This window comes from Variovorax sp. 20P10.2.4 (assembly GCF_058244205.1).
Genome location: NZ_JBZAYE010000855.1, coordinates 1 through 2,561, shown reverse-complemented (window position 1 = coordinate 2,561; position 2,561 = coordinate 1). Strand labels below are relative to the sequence as shown.

General features: G+C 67.9%; 2 protein-coding genes. Both read right to left on the bottom strand.

Annotation, left to right across the window (positions count from 1 at the left end):
- Positions 1-800: cytochrome d ubiquinol oxidase subunit II (gene cydB, locus AC27VN_RS38550; RefSeq protein ID WP_490880078.1), on the bottom strand; the 800-nt coding region annotated here is incomplete at its 3' end.
- A complete protein-coding gene (locus tag AC27VN_RS38545) occupies positions 797-2,398 on the bottom strand; it encodes a cytochrome ubiquinol oxidase subunit I (protein WP_490880077.1) in 1,602 nt (533 codons plus the stop codon). The genes cydB and AC27VN_RS38545, both read right to left, overlap by 4 nt.
- Between the last annotated feature and the right edge of the window lie 163 nt (positions 2,399-2,561).

Below are 2,561 nucleotides of genomic sequence, written 5' to 3'. Positions count from 1 at the left end.
TGGGCCGCGTAGTTCGCGAACCAGGCACCGGCCTGCAGCTCGACCGACTTGAGCAGCGGATTCGACGGCCCCACGGTATCGACCACGCTGGTGATGCGGTAGCCGCCGATGGCCGAGGCCATCCAGAAGCCCGCCGCCGCGTAGAGCACGATGGTGGCGGCGGCCGCGACCATGCCGTAGCGGCGCGAGCGCTCGGCCACGGGCCCGGCGGTCTTCAGCTGCAGCCAGGCCGCGCCGTGCATCGCCATCATCGCCACCGACACCAGCCCGCACAGCAGCGCGAACGGGTTCAGCAGGCCGAGGAAGCTGCCGTCGTAGTGGATGTGCATGTCGGTCGCGAAGCGGAACGGCACGCCCTGCAGCACGTTGCCCACCGCCACGCCGAAGATCAGCGCGGGCACCAGGCCGCTGAAGAACAGCACGCCGTCCCAGCGCGCGCGCCATTGCGGCGGCTCGCGCTTGCTGCGGAACTTGAAGGCCACCGGCCGCAGGATCAGCGCCGAGAGCACGACGAACATCGCGAGGTAGAAGCCCGAGAACGAGACGGCGTAGAGCTGCGGCCAGGCCGCGAACACGGCGCCGCCGCCGAGGATCAGCCAGACCTGGTTGCCTTCCCAGACCGGGCCCACGCTGTTGATGACGAGCCGGCGCTCGACGTCGTTGCGCGCCGCGAACGGCAGCAGCATGCCGCTGCCGAGGTCGAAGCCGTCGGTGACGGCGAAGCCGACCAGCAGCACGCCGATCAGCGCCCACCAGATGAAGCGCAGGGTGTCGTAGTCGAGGAGTGTGTGGAGGATCATGCGGCGCTCCCGGTGGTCGAAACGGCGTGGGCGGGCGGAACGTGCGAACGCGCATCGCCCTCGTCGGGCGAGTGCTCGGCGACCGGCCCCTTGCGGATCGCCTTGACCATCAGCTTGAGCTCGATGACCAGCAGCACGGTATAGATGGCGACGAAGCCCGCGAGCGTGAACAGCACCGACTTGATGCCGATGTTCGAGACCGCCACCGCGGTCGGCAGCACGCCCTCGATCACCCAGGGCTGGCGGCCGAATTCCGCCACCAGCCAGCCGGCCTCGGCGGCGATCCATGGCAGCGGGATCGCGAGCACCGCGGCCTTGAGCAACCAGCGGTGGCGGTCCAGCGTGCGGCGCGCCGACAGCACGAAGAAGGTGCCGGTCAAAAGGATCAGCAGCATGCCGATGCCCACCATGATGCGGAACAGCCAGAACAGCGGCGCCACCTGCGGCACCGTGTCCCAGGCCGCCTTCGCGATCTGCTCGTCGGTGGCCTGGCGCGGATCGTCCACGTAGCGCTTGAGCAGCAGCGCATAGCCCATGTCGACGCCGTTGTTCTCGAAGGCGTCGCGCACGCCCTGCGTGACCGGCTTGCCGCCGGCCTCGCGGATCTTCTGCAGCGCGTCGTAGGCCTTGATGCCCTCGCGGATGCGCGCCTCGGCGCGCTTCACGAGCTCGTCGATGCCCGGGATCACGGTGGTGAGCGAGCGTGTGCCGATCAGCCCCATCACGCCCGGGATGTGGATCGCGTAGTGGGTCTCGCGCGCGGCCTGGTCGGGGAAGCCGAAGGCGGTGAAGGCCGCGGGCGCGGGCTGGGTCTCCCACATGGCCTCGATGGCCGCGAGCTTCATCTTCTGGTGCTCGGTCGAGAGGTAGCCGCTCTCGTCGCCCAGCACCACCACCGACAGCGAGGCCGCGAGGCCGAAGGAGGCGGCCACCGTCATCGAGCGCTTGGCGAGTTCGATGTGGCGGCCCTTGAGCAGGTACCAGGCCGAGATGCCGAGCACGAACACCGCCGCGCAGACATAGCCGGCCGACACCGTGTGCACGAACTTGGCCTGTGCCACCGGGTTGGTCAGCACGGCGGCGAAATCGGTGACCTCCATGCGCATGGTCTGCGGATTGAAGGCCGCGCCCACCGGGTTCTGCATCCAGCCGTTGGCGATCAGGATCCACAGCGCCGAGAAGTTGGAGCCGATGGCCACGGCCCAGGTGGTGGCCAGGTGGCCGACCTTGGAGAGACGGTCCCAGCCGAAGAAGAACAGGCCGACGAAGGTCGCCTCCATGAAGAAGGCCATCAGGCCCTCGATGGCCAGCGGCGCGCCGAAGATGTCGCCCACGTAGTGGCTGTAGTAGCTCCAGTTCATGCCGAACTGGAATTCCATCACCACGCCGGTGGCGACGCCCATCGCGAAGTTGATGCCGAACAGCACGCCCCAGAATTTCGTCATGTCGCGCCAGATCACGCGGCCCGTCATGACATAGACGGTCTCCATGATCGCGATGACGACCGAGAGGCCCAGCGTCAACGGGACGAAGAGGAAGTGGTAGAGCGCCGTGACGGCGAATTGAAGTCGCGACAAGGCGACGATGTCGAGGTCCATGATGGCTTCCTTTGTGTTCCCTGTGTTCTTCGTGGTGGAGTGGTTGGCGTTGCTTCGGTGTCGTTCAATCGGCGCGCAGCTGCCGCAGTGCGTGCGCGAAGGCCTCGCTGCCGCGCCGCAGATCGGCGGCGATGCGGCCGTCCTCGATGCGCAGCAGCCGGTC